This is a genomic window from Symploca atlantica LB2515, from assembly GCF_052546295.1.
In genome coordinates, this window is the sequence record NZ_JBQWMT010000001.1 from 4,284,266 (window position 1) to 4,302,737 (window position 18,472).

16 protein-coding genes are annotated in these 18,472 nt (G+C 44.1%); 10 read left to right on the forward strand and 6 right to left on the reverse strand.

The window, feature by feature from the left end; translation table 11 throughout:
• Positions 1-14: 14 nt before the first annotated feature.
• From ACT7WV_RS17825 to ACT7WV_RS17845, 5 genes are all read left to right on the forward strand, one after another.
• Positions 15-611 carry an ATP-dependent Clp protease proteolytic subunit gene (locus ACT7WV_RS17825; protein ID WP_445104167.1) on the forward strand — a complete coding sequence of 199 codons (597 nt, stop codon included), beginning with the start codon at positions 15-17 and terminating at the stop codon, positions 609-611.
• A gap of 113 nt (positions 612-724) precedes the next feature.
• Complete coding sequence (locus tag ACT7WV_RS17830) at positions 725-1,360, forward strand: J domain-containing protein (protein ID WP_463424182.1); 636 nt, start codon at positions 725-727, stop codon at positions 1,358-1,360.
• A gap of 598 nt (positions 1,361-1,958) precedes the next feature.
• Positions 1,959-4,118, forward strand: coding sequence for a polyphosphate kinase 1 (gene ppk1, locus ACT7WV_RS17835; protein WP_445104169.1), 2,160 nt, complete (start codon positions 1,959-1,961; stop codon positions 4,116-4,118).
• Positions 4,119-4,489: 371 nt separating this feature from the next.
• Positions 4,490-6,916 (forward strand): glycoside hydrolase family 9 protein, encoded by a 2,427-nt coding sequence (locus ACT7WV_RS17840; RefSeq protein WP_445104170.1) that lies wholly within the window; start codon positions 4,490-4,492, stop codon positions 6,914-6,916.
• A 163-nt stretch (positions 6,917-7,079) separates the two neighbouring features.
• Positions 7,080-7,337, forward strand: a complete 258-nt coding sequence (locus ACT7WV_RS17845) for a hypothetical protein (protein WP_445104171.1) — start codon at positions 7,080-7,082, stop codon at positions 7,335-7,337.
• Positions 7,338-7,395: 58 nt separating this feature from the next.
• Here ACT7WV_RS17845 and ACT7WV_RS17850 read toward each other — a convergent pair whose 3' ends face one another.
• The 6 genes from ACT7WV_RS17850 to ACT7WV_RS17875 all read right to left on the reverse strand — a co-directional run bounded on the left by ACT7WV_RS17850 (position 7,396) and on the right by ACT7WV_RS17875 (position 12,334).
• Positions 7,396-8,130: a hypothetical protein gene (locus tag ACT7WV_RS17850; protein ID WP_445104172.1), complete on the reverse strand. Its 735-nt coding sequence runs from the start codon at positions 8,128-8,130 to the stop codon at positions 7,396-7,398.
• A 195-nt stretch (positions 8,131-8,325) separates the two neighbouring features.
• Complete coding sequence (gene acsF, locus ACT7WV_RS17855) at positions 8,326-9,402, reverse strand: magnesium-protoporphyrin IX monomethyl ester (oxidative) cyclase (protein WP_445104173.1); 1,077 nt, start codon at positions 9,400-9,402, stop codon at positions 8,326-8,328.
• A gap of 204 nt (positions 9,403-9,606) precedes the next feature.
• Positions 9,607-10,101, reverse strand: a complete 495-nt coding sequence (locus tag ACT7WV_RS17860; protein ID WP_445104174.1) for a DUF2996 domain-containing protein — start codon at positions 10,099-10,101, stop codon at positions 9,607-9,609.
• Between the two features lie 175 nt (positions 10,102-10,276).
• Positions 10,277-10,552, reverse strand: a complete 276-nt coding sequence (locus ACT7WV_RS17865; protein ID WP_445104175.1) for a MoaD/ThiS family protein — start codon at positions 10,550-10,552, stop codon at positions 10,277-10,279.
• An 81-nt stretch (positions 10,553-10,633) separates the two neighbouring features.
• The gene (gene thrC / locus ACT7WV_RS17870) at positions 10,634-11,941 is read right to left on the reverse strand and encodes a threonine synthase (RefSeq protein ID WP_445104176.1); all 1,308 of its coding nucleotides are present in this window, start codon (positions 11,939-11,941) and stop codon (positions 10,634-10,636) included.
• 132 nt (positions 11,942-12,073) lie between these two features.
• Positions 12,074-12,334 (reverse strand): MoaD/ThiS family protein, encoded by a 261-nt coding sequence (locus ACT7WV_RS17875; RefSeq protein WP_445104177.1) that lies wholly within the window; start codon positions 12,332-12,334, stop codon positions 12,074-12,076.
• 192 nt (positions 12,335-12,526) lie between these two features.
• On the opposite strand from ACT7WV_RS17875, the gene ACT7WV_RS17880 reads away from it, so the two are divergent.
• The 5 genes from ACT7WV_RS17880 to ACT7WV_RS17900 all read left to right on the forward strand — a co-directional run bounded on the left by ACT7WV_RS17880 (position 12,527) and on the right by ACT7WV_RS17900 (position 18,472).
• Complete coding sequence (locus tag ACT7WV_RS17880; RefSeq protein WP_445104178.1) at positions 12,527-12,733, forward strand: hypothetical protein; 207 nt, start codon at positions 12,527-12,529, stop codon at positions 12,731-12,733.
• A gap of 402 nt (positions 12,734-13,135) precedes the next feature.
• A complete protein-coding gene (cofH, locus tag ACT7WV_RS17885; RefSeq protein ID WP_445104179.1) occupies positions 13,136-14,302 on the forward strand; it encodes a 7,8-didemethyl-8-hydroxy-5-deazariboflavin synthase subunit CofH in 1,167 nt (388 codons plus the stop codon).
• 84 nt (positions 14,303-14,386) lie between these two features.
• On the forward strand, positions 14,387-16,207 hold the full coding sequence (locus ACT7WV_RS17890) for a DUF3352 domain-containing protein (RefSeq protein ID WP_445104180.1): 1,821 nt from the start codon (positions 14,387-14,389) through the stop codon (positions 16,205-16,207).
• Positions 16,208-16,445: 238 nt separating this feature from the next.
• Positions 16,446-17,528 (forward strand): c-type cytochrome biogenesis protein CcsB, encoded by a 1,083-nt coding sequence (gene ccsB / locus ACT7WV_RS17895; RefSeq protein ID WP_445104181.1) that lies wholly within the window; start codon positions 16,446-16,448, stop codon positions 17,526-17,528.
• 122 nt (positions 17,529-17,650) lie between these two features.
• A complete protein-coding gene (locus tag ACT7WV_RS17900) occupies positions 17,651-18,472 on the forward strand; it encodes a KGK domain-containing protein (protein ID WP_445104182.1) in 822 nt (273 codons plus the stop codon).

The following is an 18,472-nucleotide window of genomic DNA, read 5'->3' on the forward strand; positions in this document are numbered from 1 at the left end:
ATTCGGAGCGAATTATGCCAATTGGCGTCCCCAAAGTTCCCTACCAGATGCCAGGTTCTCAGTATACTGAGTGGATTGACATCTATAACCGTCTCTATCGGGAACGGATTATTTTCTTGGGCAAAGAAGTTGATGATGAAATTGCGAACCAGATAATTGCCGTGATGCTTTATCTGGATTCGGAAGATAACAGCAAAGATATTTATCTTTATATCAACTCTCCAGGTGGTTCAGTAACCGCTGGCATGGCAATTTATGACACCATGCAGCATATCAAGTCTGATGTTGTAACCATCTGCGTCGGTCTAGCTGCCTCTATGGGTTCTTTCCTGCTTGCCGCTGGTAAAAAAGGGAAACGAGTAGCTTTGCCTCACTCGCGAATTATGATTCACCAACCCTCTGGTGGCACACGCGGCCAAGCTTCAGATATTGAGATTGAAGCTAGAGAAATTATACGTATCCGTCATCAGCTCAATGCAATTTACGCCAACAACACAGGTAAGTCAATTGAGAAGATAGAAAAAGACATGGATCGTGACTTTTTCATGTCAGCTCACGAAGCCCAGGAATATGGACTAATTGACCGAGTTATCGAAGATAAGTCTTCCTAGAAAAAACCCATCTTTAACACTTCCCGTGGCATCGCACTAGTTAGTGCACCAAAGGCTTAAACTGCAAGGCGCACCTTTAGGGCAAATACAACGCCAGGGGATTCTTTTTGCCAATGAATGCGGCGGATTGTTATCGCTTGTTAAGTTTAAAGTGTGGAGCCTCTATGGCCGAAGTCAAGGCGTCTTACCGACGTCTGGCAATGCAGTTTCATCCTGATGTTAACTCAGGAGATAGATTTGCCCAGGCTAAATTTATTGAGCTAACTGAAGCTTACAAGTTTCTCATCAGTGCCATTAACAGTTCTACTGGCACTGATGAGATTTCCACTTCATGCCGAAAGGCTAATGTCGTCAGTGAAACTGCCGAAACGGCGGTGTCCCAACAGTCCCCACCAACCAAGAAAGTCATTCGGAAACGACCCACTGTTCAATTTCATCCTCCCCTTTCAGAACTTGAACAACAGTTGAAATGGAGTTCCTATCAAAATTTACAGAAACTATTAAAAGAACGGCGGTTTGCCAGAGCAATCGTCCTAGTAGAAGCCCTAGCACAACGTATTCCCCAAGATCCAGAAGTACATCAGTGGCAGGCAATTATTTATCAGCAACGGGGAAAACAGCTGCTGGAAGAGCGACAACTGGACAAAGCCAAGATTTATCTGAAAAAAGCTCTGAAAACCGACCCCCAAAACCGTTCCCTTTGGGCAGAAATCAAACAAGACTTCCACCGTATCCAGCAACTGTTGTGAACGAAGATTTTACAGTTAAAAGTATCAGCAAAATTATATTCTATATTTAGTAAGTTTCAACTTCAAGTTAGATCTTTTTAACTAATAAAAAAAGCAAGGAAAATTGATGCTAAATCTAGTAATCATATAGAAAATTACTAGTTGAGAGTAAGCTTTGATTGTTGTTGAACTTGTCTTCAGTCTGAGCTAATTAGCTGCAAACAAGTTCAATTATATTATCATACTAATGATACAACTATAAACGCATTTATTTATTAAAAGCGATTTTTAGATAAAACTTCGCCGCCAGCTGCCCAGCTCTGGTAATAGTTATTCACATAACAATTTTAACTAGCTATTTGCTTCTTTTTGCTGCCAAAAAAGAATTGTCTCAATTATCCATTAAAATCTTAAATGAGTTTTTCTATTGCTCAAATTAGTCATTACTGAAAAAATCCAGACATTCAGGATTTTTTTATTAAAAACGTTAACCCTTGCTTAATTTTTTGATAAACATTCGGTTGCCAACAGCTCTTTTGATAGCTAGAAATTTTCTCAATAAATCTTCTAATTTCGAGTATCTCTGGAAAGAATTTTAATCTCTATCAATACTGAAACCATGCCAAAAGTAAAGAAAGCTGCTCCCGAAACAAACTTGAGTGATCCGCAATATTATTTTAACCGAGAGCTGAGTTGGTTAGAGTTCAATAATCGGGTACTCCATGAGGGAGTAGATACGAGAACTCCCCTTCTAGAGCGTCTGAAATTCATCGCAATTTTTAGTTCCAACTTAGATGAATATTTCATGGTTCGGGTAGCAGCGCTCAAAGAACAGATAGGAGCTCAAGTCAGTAATTTAACGCCAGATGGACGTAGTCCCCAAGAACAGTTAGATGCCCTCATCCAGCGCCTTCGGCCCATGGTAGTCCAGCAGCACGATCATTTTGAGCAGAAACTGCGTCCCCAGTTGACAGCCAAAGGCATTCATATTCTTAACTATAAGGATCTCAACGAGGAACAGCGCTCTTATCTAAGAAGCTATTTTCAGGAAAAAATTTTTCCAGTCCTGACACCTTTAGCAATTGATCCAAGTCATCCATTTCCTTATATCTCTAACCTCAGGCTCAATCTGGCCGTGATAGTCAAAAATCCAGATACGGGAGAAAAGCGGCTTGCTCGTGTAAAAGTACCCAATAATTTAACTCGGTTTCTCAGTTTCCCCCGAGAATTACACCTCAATCAAAACGGAGGCTTGAGTATTTGGACAGGGATACCCATAGAACAGGTAATTGCCCATCATCTGGAGTTTTTGTTTCCAGGAATGGATATTCAGGAATACCACGTATTCAGGATTACGCGAGACGCAGATCTCGAAGTACAGGAAGACGAAGCTGACGACTTAATGCTGGCAATTGAACAGGAACTACGCAAACGTCGTCTAGGGGGTTCTGTAGTCCGAATAGAAGTTGAATCTTCTACTCCTGCTGCGGTGCGAAAAGTTCTTATTCAAGAAATGGGACTGGAAAGTAGTGATATTTATGAGGTGGAAGGACTACTGAGCTTAAAGGACTTAATGTTTTTTATGACATTACCTCTACCAGAACTCAAAGATCCACCTTGCATTCCTGTTATCCCTCCACGCTTGCTCAGAGTAAGCAAGTTGATCGACAGAAATTCTTCCCAAAGAAATCAAGAAGATTTTTTCTCAGTCATTCGCCAGGGAGATTTGATGTTACATCACCCCTACCATTCTTTCACAGCCTCGGTACAACAGTTCATTACTCAGGCTGCCCATGATCCGGATGTACTGGCAATTAAAATGACGCTCTACCGCACTGCGGACGATTCCCCGATTATCAAAGCTCTGATCGCAGCAGCAGAGAGAGAAAAGCAGGTTACAGTCTTAGTAGAACTCAAAGCTCGCTTTGACGAAGAGAACAATATCCTCTGGGCGCGCAAGCTAGAAAAATCCGGTGTGCATGTAGTTTATGGCATGGTTGGACTGAAGACGCATACCAAGGTAACTTTGGTCGTGCGTCAGGAGAATAACTATCTGCGCCGCTATGTCCACATTGGCACAGGAAACTATAATCACAAAACAGCAAAACTGTATACAGACCTAGGTATCTTGAGCTGTGCAGAAGATGTGGGTGCTGATTTAACTGGTTTGTTTAACTACCTAACAGGTTACTCCCGGCAACAATTTTACAAAAATCTTTTGGTAGCCCCGGTCAATTTGCGCAATCGCATAGTTGCTTTGATTCAGCGCGAGATGGAACACTGTCAAAACGGTAACGCCGGTCGCATTATCGCCAAAATGAATGCACTAGTTGATCCACAAATTATCAAGACTCTATACCAAGCTTCTCAAGTTGGGGTACAAATTGACCTGATTGTGCGTGGGATTTGCTGCTTACGACCAGGAGTCCAAGGTGTGAGTGAAAATATTCGCGTGATCAGTATCATCGGTCGCTATCTGGAACACTCCCGGGTTTTTCACTTCCACAACAATGGAGAGGAGGAAATATTTATTGGTAGTGCAGACTGGATGGGTCGTAATTTGGATCGGCGGGTTGAGGCAGTCACTTCGATCAAAGATCCTAGCCTTGCCACAAACCTTAAAGAAATGTTGGGCATTATGCTAGCAGATAATCGCCAAGCCTGGGAACTTCAAGCCGATGGCAGCTATATTCAGCGGCGTCCTGGATCTAACGAGCCAGAACAAAACTCCCAACAAATATTCATGAATATGGCGCTTAAATCTACAGAAATAGTTTGAGATATCCGATCTCAATGGTAGTGCTGCGGTTGCCTAGGGGTAAGCGATCGCAGTAAAAGCTCTAACATAATCTAACTTTGACTGACCAACCTTATACCAGAAGGCAAAGGCGCGGGTAGAGGGAACAATGGATCGCATCTTTAAGGGAAACTCAACGCAGGCTTACTCTCTTTCGGACTAGAGACCGTTGCCTTTCCACCTAATAATTGAGGAGAAAAACTCTACCCTAAGAGCTAGCAAAATTAATACCTAGACTACCCTAGGGTACAGGCGACTTACAACGAGAAGGAAATAGATTGTATTTATAACAGGGATAAGAAACGTCTACCTTAACTGGATTTTTCGCGTAAGCAATCGCAGATAAGGGCTAGATGATGGATAATTTTTCTCTAGATTTTGCCGTCTCCAACGATTGGGGGGACGGTTTTAACGCTGATATCTCCATTGCTAACACTGGTGAAGGAAACTTAAAGAATTGGGTACTGGAGTTTGAGTTCCCCCATGAAATCACCAATATTTGGAACGCTGAGATTGTCAGTAAGGTTGGAAGCAAGTATACCATACGACATGCTAGCTGGAATAGTACCATTCCCACTGGTGCTAAAACCTCCTTTGGTTTCACCTCTACCGCCGGCAACGTAACTTCCCGACAGCCAAGTAACTATGTTCTCAATGGAGAGCCTCTTGGTACGCCGACACTGCTACCAAAGCTCTCAATCGACGACGTAGCTTTGGCAGAAGGCGACACTGGCAACACTCTGGCTAGCTTCGACGTTAAACTCTCCGCAGCCAGTGACGAGACAGTGAAGGTCAAATACGCCACAGTGGACGATACAGCGATTGCTGGCAAAGATTATAAATCTGCTACTGGTGAGCTTAGCTTTGCACCTGGTGAAACTCAAAAGACAGTCTTCGTCAGCGTTATTGGCGATACCACTCCTGAGGCAGACGAAAGCTTTTTCCTTGAGCTAAGTAACCCTAGCCAAGCCTCAATTGCTGATTTTCAAGGCGTGGGCACCATTACTAACGATGACAAATCGTCGTCGATACTACCTCAATTATCTATTGAGGATATTAGCTTTAACGAAGGAGATAGTAACACCACTAACCAAGTAGCTACTGTTAATCTCTCAGAAGCTAGCGACCAGACGATAACGGTTAAATACAATACCACCGATGGCAGTGCCCAAGCGGACTCAGACTATACTGCTAAATCTGGCACCCTCACCTTCGAGCCGGGTGAAACATCTCAAACTATTACCCTTGCGATCGCTGGTGACACCCTGGATGAGGGTCAGGAAAGTTTCAAAATTAACCTGTCTAAACCGACTAACGCGACTATCAGCGACAATCAAGGCGTTGTAACCATCCTCGACAACGACAAGAGTAACTCACAACCAGAATATGCCGATTTCAACTACGGCGAAGCACTGCAAAAGTCCTTCTTATTTTATGAAGCCCAACGTTCCGGCAAATTACCCGATGACAATCGGGTGGCATGGCGTGGTGATTCTGCCCTCAATGATGGTGCCGATGTGGGTATTAACCTCACTGGTGGCTACTACGACGCAGGTGACCACGTTAAGTTTGGCTTCCCCATGGCGTCAGCAATGACAATGCTTGGCTGGGGTGTAGTTCAATATGGCGACGCTTATCGGCAAAGCGGTCAACTTGATGAGGCTTTAGATGCCATTAAATGGGGTACTGATTACCTCCTCAAAGCCCACGTTACGGACAGTAAAGGCACTAAAGAATTCTGGGGACAGGTTGGACAAGGAAATATCGACCATTCTTACTGGGGATCTGCTGAAGAAATGAAGATGGCGCGGCCCGCCTTCAAAATTGACCGTCAAAACCCAGGTTCTGATTTAGCTGGTGAGTCTGCTGCTGCGCTAGCTGCTGCTTCTGTTGCCTTCCGAAGCACTGATACTGCCTATGCCGATCTTTTACTCGATAACGCCGAAGATCTCTTCGAGTTTGCTGACACCTATCGTGGCAAGTACTCTGACTCAATTCCTGATGCTGCCCAGTACTACAACTCTTGGAGTGGTTACAACGATGAACTGGTCTGGGCAGCTACTTGGCTTCACAAGGCGACAGGCGATAACAAGTACCTCAATAAAGCTGAAAGTTATTACCAGGGCATTAATCAGGGATGGACTCAATCGTGGGATGATAAATCTCATGGTGGCGCTATTTTACTCGCTCAGGAAACTGGCAAAGACAAGTACCGCAACGACGTTGAAGACTGGCTCGACCACTGGACAGATGAGAGTGGCTCCGGTATTACTAAAACAGCTGGTGGGTTGGCATGGCTAGACCAGTGGGGTTCTCTCCGCTACAGTGCTAACACAGCCTTTTTGGCAAGCATCTACGGTGACACAGTTAATGATCCTGGTGGTCGTTACACAGACTTTGCTCAAGAGCAAGTTGACTATATCCTAGGCGATAATCCCAATAACTTTAGCTACATGGTTGGCTTCGGCGATAACTTCCCTCAGAATCCTCACCATCGCGGTGCTTCTGGTACCAATAACATTAGTGATCCCAATGACAACCTCCACATTCTTTACGGCGCTCTTGTAGGAGGTCCTTCCGCAGCAAACGATCATGCCTACAACGATGACCGCAGCGACTTTATTTCTAACGAAGTAGCCCTCGACTATAACACTGGTCTTACTGGCGCTCTAGCCAGTATGTACGGCAAATTTGAAGGAGAATCGCTGGATAACATCTTCGCCGGTAACCAGAGTATGTCTGTTACCTCCCAAGATTTAACGGCTGGGTTGTCCTCTTGAAAATCTCTCTTGGGGTTTCGATGTGGGTATTACTGATGAGGTAACCGTCTAAAAGTTGGGAAAATACAGACTTTTAGATAGTTATACTGGCCGTCCACCTGGAGTTTAGACTAGCTGTAGTGAGTTAACTAGTTCTAAACTCCAGTTAAAAAGTTACCCGACTATGACCACAGTAGAGGGGAACATACTACGGGCGACGGAAGCTGGTTACGAATTTTTCTATCACTTCATCTTGCCACAGAACGCTTGGTGGGATGAATACCTGCACCCTCTCAAAGAGCGAGTGGCAATGTTGCGTCGTCAAAGTCGCTCGACATCAGCTATGGTTCAAGTTATTGAGGAAACTGAGCGGGAGATTGACATTTGCGATCGCTATGGTGAAAGTTTTGGCTACGTTTTCTATTTAATGCGGAAGATTTAGTTTCTTTGGACAAAATCAGCCATCTGGAAAATGCGGACAAACATTTCAAAGGCTCAATTTAAGGCATCCACTCTAAAATAATCCCCACCTGACTATCTTTTTCTTCCTGAGAATTCTGTTTTTGAATATCCGTAGATAGGCGTAAATGGGGAGTCATGGCGTAGCCAAAAGAAAGCGTCGTGATACCGACTTCTTCGCTGCTACCAGGAGAGACAAAAGATTGAGTTAAAGAAGCACTTGCGGCACCAGTACGGGACAAAGCAAACAATAAGCGCACGCCAAGGTTTAATCCGTCGGTTGAGTATTCGTTAGTTTTTAGATGTCGGTAGCCAACTACTGGTGCCACATTAATATAGCTACCCAAGGGACGCAAATAGTAACGCAAGTCTATTGCCAAAGTCTCACGTTTCTGATTAAAAGAAGCTTGGTAATCGCTACTCACAGTCAAACCAGTGTGACCAAGAAATACATCTTCCACACCTATATTAAATCCCCCTACTTGATCATTTGAGGGAAACTGCGAGTAACCAACACGCAACCGAGTAGGAAAACTGGGATCATTGCCAATGTCTTGTAGAATATTTGGTACTTCTTCTTGCCAGCGCTGTAAAATGGGGCTGCCTTCGATAATTTCTGGGCTTAAATCTAACTCCTGAGCTGCTGGATTGTCGGTTATTTCCGCCGAATTTTCAGGCGATGTTATCGGAGTGGATTGAGCCTGGAGTCGTGGCTTTTCTGTTATATCGGTAAAGTTAATTAATGATGTTTTACTCCAAGCCACATTAGCAGTCACTAAGCTCGTACTTATCCCCAAAATTGCTATATTTAGGTAATTTAGTCCCAACTTTTTTAAAAGCTTAAGAGCTTGCATTTATTCGCAAAGTAAAAATTAACAGAACCTAGTGCGCTCTAGAGATTTTAGTTCCAGAAAAAAAGCGGTTCTGCATTTTGCAGAACCGCCAAAATTGAAAGTTAGCGGAGAGAAACTTTAGTGAGCAACACCTTGCTGTGAGGCGGCTTCAATCGGTTTCATTAGGTACAACCGCAGAAGTTGCCAACCATTTGAGAGGTAATAGGGCAGTTTCTGGAATAATTGCAGGAATTTTGGTTGATTGGAGTTGACGATCGCGGTTAATTTTTCATTATTCCCGATACATACTTCTAGGCGTTCGTAGAACTCCGGATTTTCTACATCCAGAACTATGGGAAACACCCGTGCTGAAGTTTCATTAGTCTTCTCAATCACATATTTATCGTAATCGCGAGCATTTAAACCAATTGCTGCATAGAAATCAGCACGTTGGATGTCATTGAGATACATTGTCGCGAATACCGACAGTAAGAAGAACCGACACCATAGCTTTGCTCTCCAGTCATTTAAAAACTGGGGCTGTGCCTTCATCATCGCATCAAAGAAATCACCATGACGGTTTTCATCCTGACACCAGTTTTCAAAGAACCGGAAAATTGGATAAATCCTGTCTTCGGGATGAGCTTCTAAATGTCGATAAATAGTGATATACCGCCAGTAGCCGATCTTCTCCGATAAATAAGTGGCGTAGAAGATGAATTTTGGCTTAAAGAAGGTGTATTTATGGTTCTTGGTGAGGAATCCCAAGTCCAGCGACATATTAAAATCTGACATCGCCTTATTCAGGAACCCTGCATGCCGCGCTTCATCACGGGACATCAGTGTGAAGCACTCTGCCAACAGCGGGTTTTTGTTCTTTAACTTGCGCCCCAATTCTTTGTAGAGCAAGAACCCAGAAAATTCTGCTGTACAGGAACGCTCAAGAAACTCAATAAATAACTGGCGTGTTTCCCCATCAATATGATCCCAGGACTGTTCAAATTCGGCATCCCGGACAAAGTGATGGCGATTGTAGTCAGTGCGAAACTCTTCTAGTATGGCTTCTAACTCTTCCCGATTAGGCGAGATATCCATCTGCGCCATTTCTTCAAAATCAGTGGTATAGAACCGGGGCGTCAGAATGGTTTCCTTGGCTGGGACTTTTACACCTGGTCGTATCTCTTCAAAGCCAGGTTTGTTCAGGGTATCTACCATGTCATTGTCGCTCTTTGTCTCGCTTACTATATCTGAATTTGTTATTGTGGCGATTTTGAGGTTGCTCAACCCGCGCCCATAGTGGAGTTAACTCTGAGTTTACCAAGGTATACGTTAATCAAAGATACCCTTGAGGTTAAGAGTTACAAAGTGCAATAAAGTTTTGTTTCATTCCTTGAGTAGCTATTGACGGGTATTGAGTTCTCAATTCCACGCCAGCCATTTTTGGGCGTTGAGCCGCTGAATAGTGTAAAACACCAGTAAGTCCAGCGTCACCTTACGCTCATCAATCATGAAGGATTCTAAGGTACTGGGTTTAGCACCATTTTTGCCACAGGAGAAGGCTTTCTGCTTAGCGATATCTTGATCCGGAAAATAAATGCTGAATTGGCGACTGCCATTTTGCCAGCTACCTACTACTTGCCAGCAATCGCTACCTTGACTCAGGCCAGCAATCGGTATTTTCTCCTTAACAAAGGATAAATCTACCTCGTCAATTCCTTGCTCAGTAAAAGCAGTTTTTAAAGCTGGCAGATAGTCTTGTTGGACAAATTCACTAAAGGGTTTGTCTTCCACTGCTGGTGGCTTTTCTTTTTTAGCTTTTGCTGCTTTGGCAGCGGGTTTATCTGCTGCGGCTTTATTAGCAGGTTTTTTTTCTGCGGCTTCGGGGTTTTGATTGGAACTTGTTTCTTCTGCCATAGCTTAGGGTCAGTACTTATCTGTAATATCTGGACAAGCGCTTTGATGTTGTCTTTGTCTATCTTACCGGGAAGAGTTTAACCGAGCGCTATACTAGTCTTCCTGAGGTAACGGTTGATACCAAGGGATTTCTCACTATAGCTGGAGAGTCCTCTAATTTTGGAGCTTCGTCTGCCTAGCCACCAGCGACTGCTGGCACGATGCTCACTTCATCTCCATCTTTAAGTATTGTATTGACACCTTCTAGAAAGCGGATGTCTTCACTGTTGACGTAGAAGTTTAAAAAGCGACGTGGCTTGCCCTCTTCATCACAGAGGCGTACCTTAATTCCAGGACAGCTACTTTCTAGGGAGTCGAACAGTTCAGCAACATTGCTGCCATTACATTCGATTGTTGCCTGATTCTCGGTAAATTTTTGCAATGCAGTAGGAACTAAAACTTTGACTGCCATAATCAATTACTCATTAGAAGCTTCAAGGTTGGAGTTTAGCGCCTAGTACTTAATTGCCAAGAGACGACTAAACATCATTTATTAAACCAGGACTTGTTGCCATTCGAGACGGTCAAGGGTACGTGCTCTTTCCAATGCCTGCTCAAAACTATCCAGCTTTGGCTCAATCACCAGTGGTTCACCGATGTAGCCTTGGACTGCTTCTTGGGTCTTCAAACCGTTGCCAGTAATATAAACAACAGTAGTTTCTTCTGGATCAATTTTTCCAGCTTCTACTAATTTCTTAAGAACAGCGACAGTAGTACCGCCAGCGGTTTCTGTAAAGATACCTTCGGTTTCTGCTAGCAGCTTGATGCCTTCAATAATTTCTGCATCATTTACTGATTCAATGTTGCCGTTAGTTTTTCTCGCCACTTCCAGGGCATAAATCCCATCAGCTGGGTTACCAATAGCGATAGACTTAGCAATAGTGTTGGGTTTAACTGGAGTCACGAAGTCGCGTCCTTCTCGGAAAGCTTGAGCAATGGGTGAACAACCTTCAGCCTGTGCACCACTGAAGCGGACGTTTTTATCTTCGACGAGACCAACTTTGACGAATTCTTGGAAGCCCTTATAGATTTTAGTGAACAGGGAACCCGATGCTAGTGGCGCGACAATGTGATCCGGTAGTTGCCAACCAAGTTGTTCTGCCACTTCAAAGCCAAGAGTTTTCGAGCCTTCGGAGTAGTAGGGGCGTAAGTTAATATTGACAAATCCCCAGCCGTGGGAATTGGCAACTTCACAGCAAAGGCGATTCACCTGATCATAATTGCCTTTAACTGCCATTAGCGTGGGATTATATATTAGAGTACCCAGAACTTTACCAGCTTCCAGGTCAGCGGGAATAAACACACAGCAATCTAAACCAGCATAGGCAGCGATTGCCGCTGTAGAGTTTGCCAAGTTCCCTGTACTAGCGCAAGACACGGTAGAGAAGCCTAACTCTTTTGCTCTGGTAAGAGCAACTGAAACCACCCTATCTTTGAAGCTTAGGGTAGGCATGTTAACCGCATCATTCTTAATGTAGAGATTTTTTAGACCCAGGCGTCGTGCCAACCGATTAGATTTCACCAGGGGTGTCATACCTGTACCCACATCGATGGGATTATCTGTTAAGACAGGTAGGAAAGGACGATAACGCCAAATCGAGTTAGGGCCCGCCTCGATGCTTTCACGGGTGACTGAACTTCTCAAGGCGTCGTAGTTGTAGCTAACTTCTAAAGGTCCGAAGCAAACGTCTTCACAAATGTGTTTTGCCTGAAGTTCATATTCAGTGCCACATTCTCTACACTTAAGCTTCTCGAAAGTAGCTGTTTTCCCTGATGTCTGGAGTGCGGTTGGCTGGCTCATGGATCTCATCTCTCAACATTCGCCTGATGTTAGCACGACCTCAAAAAATCGGTCAAACATACCCGACTTTTTTTGTCGGGTATGTTTTGAGGACTCAACAGGTATAGCGAGATAACTGTGGTCGCGAAGACACTATCCACCACTGACTGGCGGAATTAACACCACTTCGTCACCTTGACAAAGGATCGTGTCTGGCTGGGCAAACTGGAGATTAACACCAAAGCGAGTAAGGTTGCGCCATGGTTCAAGTTCTGGGTGTTCCTTAATTAAAAGCTCTTGTACTTCTAAGACTGACGTTCCTGTAGGAAATTCTAGAGTGAGCTCTGGCACCCTATAGGCTTCTTGGTAGGCAGCGAACAGCTTAACTGTAACTTTAACTAAGGGTTTAGGCATAGCAGGTAATTGGCTAAAACGTTAACAGGATTCTAGTTTTTAGTAACTTTAGTTTCTATAAATCCTAGTTTGTCTGTAACATTTACAGCATTTTTACATTTAATCTGGCTTTCTTTACCTCGGCTTGATTGAAAAACAGAGAAAACAGGAGAAACTAATCAAAGAAAAGTTGAAAAATTATCCGGCTCGCCAATGAACTATTGCTTAATCACTGTATACGCAGTAATCTCTCTTAATTTCTTTGCAGTTTTATTAAACTTTTCCCATAAGGAGTGTAATTTATCTAAAAAACAAAAACTCTTATCTACTATCGTTGCCCTCGTTGCAGCTTTGCTTTGGCCAATTACGATTCCGATTTCCTACTTAGAGTTGTTGCAAGCAAAACTAGAAACTACATAACATTTTATTTATCTAGAACATAGTAATTGTTCTCAATAACCACTCAAATCAAAATAGATTTCTCCCTCTAAGTTAAATAAGTTTGCCAAGTTTGCGATTGAGCCGAGACATCAATCAACCGGAAAACTGCCGCAAGAGATAATAGCTACTGCAATTATTAGCAAAAAAAATGAGCTTTATCTACTTTAGACAGCAAGGAAAAATCTTTGGCGTGAAAAGAATTATCCGGCTTTTCTAGAAAGAATAATCAGACACAAGCGATATGCGCCAAGGTTGAGCAGCTTGTTGCCAAATTGATGCTCCATGACAATATGCGATCGCGGGGCTGGCGGTCATACTGTAACATCAAGATAAGAGTTAATTAGCTGAAACCGTCAGTAGTAACCCGTTCTTGAGACTGAAGTGACCACTAAGATTGTTGATGCTATTCTTAACCGTGCCCTGGCTGGCGCAGACTTATCTCCAGAAGAGGGAGTTGTTCTCTTAGAGCAAAGAGATACTGCTGCTATTGCCGCAATCCGAGAAACTGCCAACCAACTGCGCTACCAACAAGTTGGTGATCTTGTTACCTATGTAATTAACCGCAATATCAACTACACCAATATTTGCGAGCAGCACTGTAGCTTTTGTGCCTTTCGTCGTGATGCTGGCAAAGATGGTGCCTATTGGCTGGAATGGGGGCAAATCCAGGAAAAGGCAGCGGATGCTGTGAGCAAAGACGCAACAGAAATTTGCATGCAGGGGGGACTTAATCCTGAGGCCAAAATCAACGGTACTTCCCTAGCCTATTATCTAAAGTTAGTAAAAATAATCAAAGAAGAATTTCCTCAATTACATCTGCATGCTTTTTCTCCCCAAGAAATAGAGTTTATTGCTAAACAGGATGGACTTAGTTACGCCTACGTAATCGCGGCGCTGAGAGATGCAGGCGTTGGTTCAATGCCAGGAACAGCGGCAGAAATTTTGGACGACGACGTGCGGCGTATCCTTTGTCCAGAAAAGACGAATACCGCAACCTGGTTAGAGATTGTGGGAACGGCACATCAACTAGGGATGCCGACTACCAGTACAATGCTCTCTGGTCATATTGAAACAGCTAAACAGCAGATAGGGCATTTGGCAAAATTGCGATCGCTGCAACAAACTGCCCGTAACCAAGGATACTCCGGCTGGATCACTGAATTTATTCTGCTGCCTTTTGTCGGACAAGAAGCACCCAAGCCGCTACGCAGTCGTGTTGGCTATGATCAACCCGTGCTCGCAGATGCCCTCTTGCTAACAGCAGTAACTCGCATTTTCCTAGGTAACTGGATTCCCCATCACCAACCTAGTTGGGTGAAACTAGGCATTGACGGAGCGACACAAGCTCTTCTCTGGGGTTGTAATGATCTCGGTGGCACCTTAATGGAGGAGCATATCACCACAATGGCTGGTGCTCAAGGCGGTACTGCCATGGAAGTGGCAACCTTGCGCGAAGCTATCAACTCTTTAGGGCGTCCCGCTCAACAAAGAGATACGCTTTACCATAAAATATCTCCTACAGACAAAGCAATTGCCATGTCGCAATAGTAAGCTAGTATCTGGCGAAGCTTTGCCTCATCTCTCAAGCGTTACGAGATGTTGAAAACAGCCGCTCTACCCCTTGCAAAATCCATGCTTGAGAAAAAAAAATCTTACCGGCTGCTAACCTTGGGAGCAGTTGTCTTGCTGGTTAGTGGTGGATTAGCCGTCTACTGGTTGCTATTACAAAGGCATCTTTTCCAGGGGGATACTGTGGTGAGTACCCAGTTGGTTCCTCAAAACGCCCTAGTAACAGCGTCAATATCTACAGATGCAGCACAATGGCAGCAGGTGCGTCAGTATGGTACACGAGAAACTAAAGCTGCTTTGGACAAACAGCTAAAATCTCTGCAAGAACAACTCCTCAAAGCCAACGGCTACAACTACCAAGAAGACATCAAACCGTGGTTAGGCGAAGCCGTGATGATTGCTTATTTACCCTCTGCTGCTTTGACGACACCAGAAGACGCTGAATCCCTGCTACCAAAGAGATCCTGGATTCCAGATCTCATGATACTACCCATGAAAAACCCAGTTGAGGCAAAGCAGCTATTAGCTAAAGCAAAGTCTCGCCCTGAGAAGCCATTAGTTGAGAGAGCCTATAAAGGAATTAGAATTCTGGAAACTCAAAATAATAACTCCCAGAATTACTCAGTAGCAGTAGTCAAGGATTTTTTAGTAGTTACTAAAAACGCCAAAATAACTGATTACGTGATTGATACCTACCAAGGTAGTCCCTCCATTGCCGCAACGCCCGGTTACACCAAGGCAGTAAGTAAAATTGATGTAGCCCAGCCCTTTGCTCAGGTGTATTTGAATATGCCAGCTATCTTAGAGGCAGCAGCAGTTAATTCTAGGCGAGAGTTTTCTGCCGAGGAAATTGCCGCCCAGCAACCAAGCCAGGGAATCTTAACAAAGATAACCTTAGAACCGGAAGGCATGCTGTTTAATTCAATTTCCTGGCTCAAACCCAACAGCACGAAAAAGTATCGGTTAGACAACAAGGCTAGCAATTTACCTAGAACCCTACCAGCTAATACTCTATTGATGCTCTCCGGGAATAACTTATCGCGTTTGTGGCAAGATTATGCCCAAGGAGCAGAATCGAATCCACTCAAACCAATTCAACCAGAAGTTCTCAGTGGTGGTTTGAAGACAACTTTAGGTTTAGATTTGGAAGAAGATTTACTGCCTTGGATGGGAGGTGAGTTTGTTGTTGCTTTGATTCCAGCATCTAAAGAAGAGGCGATCGCACTTCCGGAAAACCAACCCTCGTCTCCCTTGGGAGCTGGTGTAGTATTGATGGTTCAAGCAAGCAATCGCTCCCGTGCAGAAAAATCTCTTCAAAAGCTTGATCAAGCAGTGGCAAATCGTTATCAATTTTTGGTGGAAGAAACCAAACTTAACGATCAATCTGTTGTTCGTTGGGAATCTCCCCTAGGGGGCTTGAGTGCTAGCCATGGCTGGTTAGAAGATAAAGTTGCTTTTTTGACACTAGGTGCGCCGATCACTAGTGTTCTCATTCCCCAGCCACAAGCTATCTTACCCCAAACTCCCCTGTTCCAAAAAGCCGTACCTACTAAACCTGATCCAAATAATGGTCAGCTTTTTCTTGATGTTGAGCGTACCATCAACAACTCCAATCTAAATCTGCCACAACTGCCCCCACAACAACAGATGTTGGCAAAAGCGATTCGCGCCATTGGCTTGACGAGTGCTACTAACGATGAACGTAGTACTCGCTTCGAGCTATTTGTGCAGCTAAAGACAACTAACCCAATTAATCCCTCTCCTAGTCCTGAGTCTACTGTAAGCCCTGCGGCTGAAGACAATAAACCTAGCCCCAAGCCTACTCTCAGCCCTGCGGCTGAAGACGAAAAACCTCAGACACCGCCGCCAGCATCACCTGAGTAACCTAGTTGTGTGGCAAAGATTTAGGGATGATTAGCCGTTACTGAGAAAACAATAATCGCTTTTTTCGTCTGTAATTGCCTAGTGCTGAAGATTTGGGCAATTAATTCCGTAAGTTAATCAGAAAAAAGACTTAACTTTGTTGTAGGAAATTCGAGTTAAGCAAGAGAAGCACTCGAATCGATAGGATAATATTGGCGCTGCGTTTAATCTTCCAAAACTCTGTAGAGGGAACACTGCAATGGATCTAGTTGTACTTGAGAACGGATTGGATAATATTTCTTTCCTGGTTCTCTTTTTGACAATGTTAATTTACTGGGTAGGAGCGGCTTTTCCTACTGCTCCCTATCTGCCAGCATTAGGAACCGCAGGTATGGCAATTGCTAACCTGTGCGTCGCTGCTTTGCTAGGAGCCCGATGGCTAGAGGCAGGCTACTTTCCCATCAGTAACCTCTATGAATCTCTCTTCTTTCTAACCTGGGGCATTACCACCGTTCATCTGATTGCGGAAAACATGAGCCACAGCCGTTTAGTGGGCGTTGTTACAGCACCTGTAGCTATGGGGATTAGTGCTTTTGCTGCCCTGACACTGCCATCAGAGATGCAGTTGAGTGAACCTTTAGTGCCAGCTTTGAAATCTAATTGGTTGATGATGCATGTCAGTGTCATGATGGTTAGTTATGCAGCACTGATGGTCGGCTCACTACTAGCGATCGCCTTTTTAGTCGTGACTCGTGGTCAACATATCGAACTAAAGGGCAGTTCTGTCGGCACTGGTGGTTATCGCAGCAGGAATAATTCGACAGAAAACTCTCGTTACTTGCTAAAACGCAATGATCAGCAATCCGAGATTGAACCACAACTAACAGTTGATAATCCTTCAACAGTGGTTAGTCTGAACCAGAGCAACAGTTCCGGTAATACGGCGGTTCTTGATTTAATAACCCCCAAGACATTGCCTGTGGAATCTTTGGGTACAGCACCCACTCTCTCACCCCAGCGCCTGAGCCTTGCTGATACCCTCGATAATATTAGCTATCGCGTGATTGGTTTAGGTTTCCCCCTACTCACGATTGGGATTATTGCTGGTGCTGTTTGGGCAAACGAAGCCTGGGGTTCCTATTGGAGTTGGGATCCTAAAGAAACCTGGGCATTAATTACCTGGCTAGTTTTTGCCGCCTATCTTCATGCTCGCATTACTCGTGGTTGGCAAGGACGCCGACCAGCAATTCTGGCATCAACAGGATTTGTAGTAGTCTGGATTTGCTATCTTGGGGTGAATCTCTTGGGTAAAGGATTACACTCCTACGGCTGGTTTTTCTAAGTACTCAAACTTTCTCAGGGAACTGCTTTTGGCTGGAGTACACCTTAAAAGATGCCAGCTATTAACCCACATTGGTTAATCAAACGAAGTAAAAACTATAAGCTTAATTGGGGACAATCAGCGTGGATAATCAGTTCGAGCCGCTGTCTATTGGCGAAGTTCTCTCAGTTAATGAATCTGCGGAAATTTTGATCGGACATCGCACTTTTCGGGTTGGCGAATTTGCCGAAGCGATCAGAACCCAGCTGGAATATGGGATAGCTGGATGGAATCAAGACAAGAATGCCTGGTTTAGTAAAGATGGTATCCCTTGTGAGGTATTAAGATTTAATTCCCAAGGCTGGCAAAAGGGCAAGGTAAGAATTAACTTGGAATTTTGTCCGCAGGAGTTTGAAGATCAAGAGGAGTCTCTAGAGCAAGGTTTTGCCGAGAACTTTGAGGCAACACCAGTAGCGGAGAGTTCAGACGAGCTCGATTTTTCGGAAGTTTCCCTTGGTGATGAGAACGAGGAGGATGAATTAGACTTAGGGGCTGTAGGTGCAACAGCATTTGATGAGCAACTATATTCAGCAGAACCAGCGACAGAATTCTCTGTCGAGATGGAGCAAGAAGATGTAACGACTGCTGATTACGACTTCGATCTTAATCAAACTTCAACAGATCTAGATGAAGAATTTGATTTAGAAGGAGTAGAGGAAAGCATCGAGCAGGATCTAGAATTTTTCGGAGAACCAGACGCAGGGGATGAAGAATTGGGGGATTTTGGTGAAATGCCTCAAGAGAGCGACGAGGAAATGGATTTTGGCGACATTTCTGCTGATAGTGACCAGGATTTCGACTTTAATGACATTTCTTCTAATTTTGATAACGAAGCAGAAGATGCTGATCCGCTGCTTAATGATGTCTGGCAAGACTTGAATGAAGTGAATCGGCAAAATAATTAG

What these genes read in the sequence shown, in the direction of transcription:
- ACT7WV_RS17825 (WP_445104167.1), top strand. Translation starts at nt 15, where the DNA reads ATGCCAATTGGCGTCCCCAAAGTTCCCTACCAGATGCCAGGTTCTCAG.
- ACT7WV_RS17830 (WP_463424182.1), top strand. Translation starts at nt 725, where the DNA reads ATGAATGCGGCGGATTGTTATCGCTTGTTAAGTTTAAAGTGTGGAGCC.
- ppk1 (WP_445104169.1), top strand. Translation starts at nt 1,959, where the DNA reads ATGCCAAAAGTAAAGAAAGCTGCTCCCGAAACAAACTTGAGTGATCCG.
- ACT7WV_RS17840 (WP_445104170.1), top strand. Translation starts at nt 4,490, where the DNA reads ATGATGGATAATTTTTCTCTAGATTTTGCCGTCTCCAACGATTGGGGG.
- ACT7WV_RS17845 (WP_445104171.1), top strand. Translation starts at nt 7,080, where the DNA reads ATGACCACAGTAGAGGGGAACATACTACGGGCGACGGAAGCTGGTTAC.
- acsF (WP_445104173.1), bottom strand. Translation starts at nt 9,402, where the DNA reads ATGGTAGATACCCTGAACAAACCTGGCTTTGAAGAGATACGACCAGGT.
- ACT7WV_RS17860 (WP_445104174.1), bottom strand. Translation starts at nt 10,101, where the DNA reads ATGGCAGAAGAAACAAGTTCCAATCAAAACCCCGAAGCCGCAGAAAAA.
- ACT7WV_RS17865 (WP_445104175.1), bottom strand. Translation starts at nt 10,552, where the DNA reads ATGGCAGTCAAAGTTTTAGTTCCTACTGCATTGCAAAAATTTACCGAG.
- thrC (WP_445104176.1), bottom strand. Translation starts at nt 11,941, where the DNA reads ATGAGCCAGCCAACCGCACTCCAGACATCAGGGAAAACAGCTACTTTC.
- ACT7WV_RS17875 (WP_445104177.1), bottom strand. Translation starts at nt 12,334, where the DNA reads ATGCCTAAACCCTTAGTTAAAGTTACAGTTAAGCTGTTCGCTGCCTAC.
- ACT7WV_RS17880 (WP_445104178.1), top strand. Translation starts at nt 12,527, where the DNA reads ATGAACTATTGCTTAATCACTGTATACGCAGTAATCTCTCTTAATTTC.
- ACT7WV_RS17890 (WP_445104180.1), top strand. Translation starts at nt 14,387, where the DNA reads ATGCTTGAGAAAAAAAAATCTTACCGGCTGCTAACCTTGGGAGCAGTT.
- ccsB (WP_445104181.1), top strand. Translation starts at nt 16,446, where the DNA reads ATGGATCTAGTTGTACTTGAGAACGGATTGGATAATATTTCTTTCCTG.